Raw genomic sequence first — 6,960 nt, forward strand, 5'->3', positions numbered from 1 at the left:
GCGGGGGTCTGACAGGGGCCTAAGACTTTCACCCGGAGTGGCGAAAACGGGACGGGCGGGGCCCGCGGGGGGGGGGCGCCGGGGGGGGCCCCCCCCCCCCCCCCCCCGCGGGGCCCCCCGGGGGGGGGGGGGGGGCCGCGCCCCCCCCCGCGGCCCCCGGTGCGAGCGCCGCGACCGGGGCGGCCGGGAGCGACGCGAGCACCGTGGCCGGGGCGGCCGGGAACGGGATGAGCGCGGGGAGGTGCAGGCCGGCCAAGCTGACCGGCCGGATCGTCCGTCCCGAGGACCCCGGCTACACGGACGCGCGCCTGGGCTGGGACCAGCTCTTCTCCCACTACCCGCTGGTCATCGTCTTCGCCCAGAACACCCAGGACGTGGTCAACGCCCTGACCTGGGCGCGGCAGAACGACGTCGCGCTGCGGATCCGGAGCGGCCGCCACAGTCTCGAAGGCTGGTCGAACGTCGACAGCGGCCTTGTGATCGACATCAGTGAGCTGAAGTCGGTCCACATCGACAGAACCGCTCGCATCGCGACGGTCGGCGCCGGACTCAACCAGCTGGAAGCGGTGACGACGCTCGCGAAGCAGAACTTCGCGGTGACGACGGGGACCGAGGGCAGCGTGGGCCTGTCCGGCGCCACGCTCGGCGGTGGGTTCGGCTTCCTCACGCGCTGGCTCGGCATGGCCTGCGACAGCCTGATCGGCGCCGAGATCGTCGTCGCGGAGGGCGACGAGTGCGGCAAGGTCATCAAGGTCGACCTGGACCACCACTCCGACCTGCTCTGGGCGCTGCGCGGAGCGGGCAACGGCAACTTCGGGATCGTCACCTCGCTCACCTACAAGCTGGCCCCGCTCAAGAGCGTCACGTACCTCCAGGCCACATGGGACGGCACCAGGGACCTGCCCAGGCTCTTCGAGGCCTACCAGCGCACCGCGCCGTACACCGACGACCGCCTCGGCACCCAACTCGAGGCGCACCGTAACCAGATCCTGCTGTTCGGGGTCCTCCCGGAGGGAACACCGGCGGAGGCGAAGAAGCTGCTGGCCCCGCTCCTCAGGATCGGCAGCCCCAAGGTCGAGACGCAGGTGGGCAACTGGGGCGACGTGTACGCGGGATTCCAGATCCCGACCGAGGTCGAACCCGCGAACTGGAAGTTCTACTCGCAGTTCGCCAGGAAGCCGTTCCCGGCCAAGGCGATCCAGGTGGTCAAGTCGTACATCGACGACGCCCCCACGGACGACACCAACTACTTCGTCCAGGCCTTCGGCGGGTCGGTCAGGAAGCCCCCTCGCGGCGGTACGGCCTTCCCGCACCGCGACGCGCTCTTCTACGCCGAACCCGGCGTCGGCTGGGGCAAGCGCAGCGACCAGCCGGGCGTCTGCGACCCGCTCACGCCGCGGGCACAGGCCTGGATCGCCGAGTTCAGCCAGGCCCTGCGCCCGTACGTGGACGGCGCCTACGTCAACGTGCCGAACATCGGAATGCAGGACTGGGAGACCGCCTACTGGGGCCCCAACTACAGCCGCCTGCGCAGGATCAAGGCGAAGTACGACCCGCGCAACGTCTTCCAGTACGACCAGAGCATCCCACCGGCGACGGTCTGACCGCTGTCCGCACCTGAGCCCCCTCCCGACCGGCGAGGGGGCTCAGCCGTGCCCGTCCCGTCCGGTTCGGTCGAGCCACGGTCGGGTCTGGAGCAAAGCGGGCTCCGGCTGTTCCGCCCACGACGCCGAGCCCAGCCGGCGGAAGGACAGTCTCCGACCTCGTCGACCACCCTCCCGGCCCCGCCCGCCACTGCCCGTCCGACCTCCAAGGGCCGCGCGCTCGGCACGTCCCACAAGCCCGTGAGAGCGACGCCTGTCGTACCGCCACGACCAGCGTCCTCGCAGCAGTGCGCAGCTTGGCACCCGAGCGGTGGGAGGCGAGGACGTCCGCAATGGCCAACCGGCGGCGGCTGTGAAAATCGCTGTCCGATCACCGGAGCACGGTGATAGACATCCGGCGTGGAAGAGAATCTTGAGTTCCCCGACCTGTTGCGACTGATCGATGAACGGTCGACCGCCTTCCGCGCCGTGGTAGCCGCCGCGCCCGGTCTCGACGCACAGGTGCCGACCTGCCCTGGGTGGACGCTGTTCGATCTGGTGAAGCACCTGGGCGGGGGAGACCGCTTCTGGGCCGCCATCGTCGGCGCGGGGCCCGCCGACGCGCCCCCGGCCGAGGCCGTCGCCGCGCGCGCCGCGCTGGAAGTGCCGCAGGAGCGTGAGGCCCTGCTGGCCTGGCTGGACGCGTCGACGCAGCTTCTGCTGGGCGCCCTGCGCGCGGCGGGACCGGAGAGCGGTTGCTGGACGTGGTGGCCCGCGTCGCAGTCACCGCAGACCGCCGGCGGCACCGCCCGGCACCGGGTCCAGGAGACCGCGGTGCACACCTACGACGCCCAGCTCGCCGGGGGCGCCCCGCAGCCGCTGCCGGTCGAGCTGGCACTCGACGGTGTGGAGGAGTTCCTGTTCACCGTCTGCGCAACCCCGAGTGCCTGGCCGCACAAGCCCACGGCCTTCGACTTCCACGCCGCCGAGGGCCGCTCCTGGCGCCTCACCGTCGACGGCGACGGCGCACGCACCACCCGCATCCCCGCGCCCACCGCCGCGACCGGCGAGGACTCGGACGCAGCCGGCGCCTCCGTCCACGGCACGGCCAGTGAGCTGGTCCTCTACCTGTACGACCGGATCCAGGCCGACTCCTTGCACGTTGACGGAGACGCAGGGCTGCTCGACCTGCTCCGCGCCTGGGAGCCGGAGGAGAAGTAGGACGTAGCGGGGGCGGTTGGCCGCGCCTCGAGCCGGTAGGACACGACTCTTCGCCAGGTTCTTCAGTCGCGACACCGGGCTCAAACCCGCGAGGCGGCCTCGGGGCGTCACCAAGCCGACCGTCCACCTGGAGGGCAGTGCGAATGCGTCCGTCCCAGCGATCACGAGAAGCGACGCGACTGCCGTCGTCCCGATCTCGTCGAGAAGTCAGTCGCGCCTGGTCGCCGTCGTTGGTCGTCATCGGCCACTGTCGAGCGACCTCGTACGGCCCAGGGACGGCCCGGCGCTGACGCCCACTGACTTCTCGTGAGCAGGCCGTTGTCAGCGTGCGCTCATCACCTCGGGGGGTCGGCCGCCAGCCGGCAGGCACCGGTCGCTGCGCCGCCCGGCACGCCGGCCTCGGTCAGGCCCTTCACACAGCCTTGCAGGTCATTGTGCACACCTTGGGTACACGCCGTTCTGACGGCATCCGAGACTTCGACGCCCGCCCCCTGGACCAGCTTCGTGCAAGCCGGGATATCCGCATGGGCGGCGGGGGCGGCGAGGACCGCGCCGAGCGCGAGGGCTAGACCGGTGAGGAGACCGGCTGCGCGAGACGATGGGCGCATGGGAGCCACCTACTCTCCGGGGGTGGTCGGGACTCGCGGATTCAAGGCGCCGAGCAGCGAGCGTGGCGGTGTGCGAGCGGAGCCCCGCCCCGGCGACCCAGGGCCCGGCAGCATCTCCCCTCCCCCTACGACGCTAGAACAGCCCGTCGCCGTGCGCACCTCCGCCCGGCCGCGGCGGCCGGTGATACAACCCAGTGAAAGTGGGGTGCGCCTTCCCCCCAGGCCGTCCTGGCCGCCCACGTCCCGAAGCGGCGTGATCGTGCGGGGAGTCACTCCGGTCGATGCCTGAGGTCACTCACTTATTTCGCCAACCGGAAGTGCACGATGGCGATGGTGTCGGTCGGCTCGATCTGGGGGTAGTGAAACCGCAGTCTGTCGTGAAGCTCGGCGAGATCACGGAAGCCGTCCGCTCGGGCGTCCGACTCGCTCAGCTGGGCAATCGTCTTGGCAGTGACCTGCGTGACGACAGCCGGTAGTGCCACCTCGTCGTCCAACTCGAACACCAGGTTCACCGGGCCCGTCTCCACCGGGTCACGGAAACGTACCGTGGTCGTCTTCTGCTCGGCGCGTACTGCATCGAGATAGTCACGATGGAAGTACAGGGTCTGAGTCGCCGTTGAGTGCTGCCGCGAAGTGCTGCCGTCCATTCGGCGCACCCTAACGGAGCCGGACACGGCTTCGAGAAGCGCGGCACGCTCGGACTCCCGGAGTTGCTGGGACCCGTCACTTCCCTCGGGTTCTTCCTTGTGGGGCTGTCGCGTCGGTCCTCGCGCACTGATGCCGAGGTGATCCGCACAGCCAGTTCGGAAGATCGCGTACGCGGGTTGCCGCTGAGCCGGCCTTCCGCTGACCTGACAGACGCCAAGGCCTGGCATCCCCGCTGCTCCCCCTCGTGCCCCATCGGCTACCGCCTCTGAGAACTCCTAACGGAAAGCCCCCGTGTCGCCTTCCGTTTCCTGGTTGCTCGGTCCGGCCGCATAGGCCGGCGGGAGGTGCGATTGCCTGGACGCCAAGGTCCTCACCGAGACTCTGCGACGGCTGCAGTTCAACGGACTGGTCGACCGGCAGGCACACCCCGAGGCGCCATCACGGGTCGAGTACCGACTCACTGCTCTGGGCCGGAGCTTGCTGGTGCCCATCGACGCCGTCGGCGCATGGGCCTTTGAGTACGGCGACGAGGTCATGGCAGCCCAGGAAGCAGCATGCACTCCCGCCCCGCAGTCCCCCTGACAGCCCAGAGAGGGCCCAGGGCAAGAGAAAAGCCCCCTCCCAGCGGAGAAACCGCAGGCAGGGGGCTTACTCGTGGGCGTCTACTTCTTCTTGCCCTGGTTCTTGACCGCCTCGATCGCCGCCGCCGCGGCCTCCGGGTCGAGGTACTTGCCGCCGGGGGTGACCGGCTTGAAGTCGGCGTCCAGCTCGTAGTAGAGCGGGATGCCCGTGGGGATGTTCAGGCCCGCGATGTCGGCGTCCGAGATGCCGTCCAGGTGCTTGACCAGGGCGCGCAGGCTGTTGCCGTGGGCGGCGACGAGGACCGTGCGGCCGGTCAGGAGGTCGGGGACGATGCCGTCGTACCAGTACGGGAGCATGCGGACGACGACGTCCTTCAGGCACTCCGTGCGCGGGCGCAGCTCCGGCGGGATCGTCGCGTAGCGTGCGTCGTGCGCCTGGGAGAACTCGGAGTCGTCCGAAAGCGGGGGCGGCGGGGTGTCGTACGAGCGGCGCCAGAGCATGAACTGCTCCTCGCCGAACTCGGCCAGCGTGGCCGCCTTGTCCTTGCCCTGGAGGGCGCCGTAGTGGCGCTCGTTCAGACGCCAGCTGCGGTGGACCGGGATCCAGTGGCGGTCCGCGGACTCGAGGGCGAGCTGCGCGGTGCGGATCGCGCGCTTCTGGAGGGACGTGTGGACCACGTCGGGGAGCAGGCCGGCGTCCTTCAGCAGCTCACCGCCGCGGACCGCCTCCTTCTCGCCCTTCTCGTTGAGGTTGACGTCCACCCAGCCGGTGAACAGGTTCTTCGCGTTCCACTCGCTCTCGCCGTGGCGGAGGAGGATCAGCTTGTACGGTGCGTCGGCCATGCCTCAGAGCGTAATCGACGCATTCGGCCCCCAGCGCGGCCGCCCAGCAGCCGGACAGTTGACGTCATCTGCTAATTGAGTGGCCCCGGCCGACCCCCCGCTTGTAAGTTCCAGAGGCCGCATTGGCCGCTTACACCGTCGTACATCTCGCCGCGCGTCACGTCGTACATCTCCGTGGGGGTCCTGTCATGTCCGAAGCCCGTCTCAGACGTGCCGCACGGGAGACCGTCTCCGGGCTCCCCCGCGAGTTCTGGTGGCTGTGGACCAGCACCCTCGTCAACCGGCTGGGCGCCTTCGTCGCCACCTTCATGGCGCTCTACCTGACGTTCGACCGCGGCTACTCCGCCACCTACGCCGGTCTCGTCGCCTCCCTGCACGGGCTCGGCGGGGTCGTCTCCTCGCTGGGCGGCGGGGTGATGGCCGACCGGCTCGGCAGGCGGCCCACCCTGCTGATCGCGCAGTCCGCCACCGCCGGCTCCGTCGCGCTGCTCGGCTTCATGCACGACCCGGTCGCCATCGCCGCCGTCGCCTTCCTCGTCGGCATGGCATCCAACGCCTCCCGGCCCGCCGTGCAGGCGATGCTGGCGGACATCGTCCGGCCCGAGGACCGGGTGCGGGCCTTCTCGCTCAACTACTGGGCCATCAACCTCGGCTTCGCCGTCTCGTCCATGGGCGCCGGGTTCATCGCCCAGTACAGCTACCTCACCGGGTTCCTCATCGAGGCCGGCATGACCCTGGCCTGCGCGATCGTCGTCTTCCTCAAGCTGCCCGAGTCGCGGCCCACGGCCACGGCCAAGCAGGCGGGGGACGACGTCCGACTCGGTACGGTGCTGCGCGACGGGCGGTACATGGCCGTCGTCGGGCTGTGCTTCCTGGTCGCCCTCGTCTTCCAGCAGGGCTCGGTCGGACTGCCGGTGGCCATGGGCCGCGCCGGGTTCTCGCCCGCCGACTACGGCCTCGCCATCGCCGTCAACGGCTTCCTGATCGTCGCCCTGCAGATCCCGGTCACCCGCTTCATCGAGCACCGCGATCCGCGCCGGCTGCTGGTCGTGTCGTCCGTCCTCGCCGGGTACGGCTTCGGGCTCACCGCCTTCGCCGGGTCGGTCGGCGTGTTCGCGCTCACCGTGTGCGTGTGGACGCTCGCCGAGATCGTCAACGCCCCGACGCAGACCGGGCTCGTCGTCGCGCTCTCGCCGGTGCACGGGCGCGGGCGCTACCAGGGCGTGTACACCCTGTCGTGGTCCGTCGCGGCCCTGATCGCCCCGCTGATGTCCGGCGCCGTCATCGACCGGTTCGGCGCGGAGTGGCTGTGGGGGATGTGCGCGGTCGTGGGGACGGCGGCCGGGCTCGGGTACGCGGTGCTCATGCGGGGGCTCCAGGAGGAGCGGACGGCGCCCACGCCGGCGCCCCCCCCCGCCCCCCCCCCGGCCCCCCCCCCACCCCGGGCCGGGGCCCAGGCCCGGACACAAAACCGCG

At 70.7% G+C, this 6,960-nt stretch carries 5 protein-coding genes and 1 pseudogene; 4 read left to right on the forward strand and 2 right to left on the reverse strand.

Going from position 1 to position 6,960, the window contains the following annotated elements; all coding sequences use genetic code 11:
* The first annotated feature begins 227 nt into the window (after positions 1–227).
* Entirely contained in the window at positions 228–1,604 is a 1,377-nt protein-coding gene (locus V7E45_RS37315) for an FAD-binding oxidoreductase (RefSeq protein WP_333778727.1), read from the forward strand.
* 399 nt (positions 1,605–2,003) lie between these two features.
* Complete coding sequence (locus tag V7E45_RS37320) at positions 2,004–2,804, forward strand: maleylpyruvate isomerase family mycothiol-dependent enzyme (protein ID WP_099945707.1); 801 nt, start codon at positions 2,004–2,006, stop codon at positions 2,802–2,804.
* A gap of 907 nt (positions 2,805–3,711) precedes the next feature.
* Here V7E45_RS37320 and V7E45_RS37325 read toward each other — a convergent pair.
* Positions 3,712–4,059 (reverse strand): ASCH domain-containing protein, encoded by a 348-nt coding sequence (locus V7E45_RS37325; protein WP_333778729.1) that lies wholly within the window; start codon positions 4,057–4,059, stop codon positions 3,712–3,714.
* 355 nt (positions 4,060–4,414) lie between these two features.
* Between V7E45_RS37325 and V7E45_RS37330 the strand changes: the two are divergent.
* Positions 4,415–4,642, forward strand: a pseudogene (locus tag V7E45_RS37330) (winged helix-turn-helix transcriptional regulator); the annotation flags it as partial.
* An 80-nt stretch (positions 4,643–4,722) separates the two neighbouring features.
* On the opposite strand, the gene V7E45_RS37335 reads toward V7E45_RS37330, so the two are convergent.
* Positions 4,723–5,484 (reverse strand): phosphoglyceromutase, encoded by a 762-nt coding sequence (locus V7E45_RS37335; protein ID WP_333778730.1) that lies wholly within the window; start codon positions 5,482–5,484, stop codon positions 4,723–4,725.
* A gap of 188 nt (positions 5,485–5,672) precedes the next feature.
* Between V7E45_RS37335 and V7E45_RS37340 the strand changes: the two genes are divergently transcribed.
* Positions 5,673–6,960: MDR family MFS transporter (locus tag V7E45_RS37340; RefSeq protein WP_333778731.1), on the forward strand; the 1,288-nt coding region annotated here is incomplete at its 3' end.

Source organism: Streptomyces sp. IBSBF 3136 (assembly GCF_036815105.1).
Taxonomy (GTDB): Bacteria; Actinomycetota; Actinomycetes; order Streptomycetales; family Streptomycetaceae; genus Streptomyces.

Coding starts and splice junctions, on each gene's coding strand:
- V7E45_RS37325 (WP_333778729.1), bottom strand. CDS start 4,059: ATGGACGGCAGCACTTCGCGGCAGCACTCAACGGCGACTCAGACCCTG.
- V7E45_RS37315 (WP_333778727.1), top strand. CDS start 228: ATGAGCGCGGGGAGGTGCAGGCCGGCCAAGCTGACCGGCCGGATCGTC.
- V7E45_RS37335 (WP_333778730.1), bottom strand. CDS start 5,484: ATGGCCGACGCACCGTACAAGCTGATCCTCCTCCGCCACGGCGAGAGC.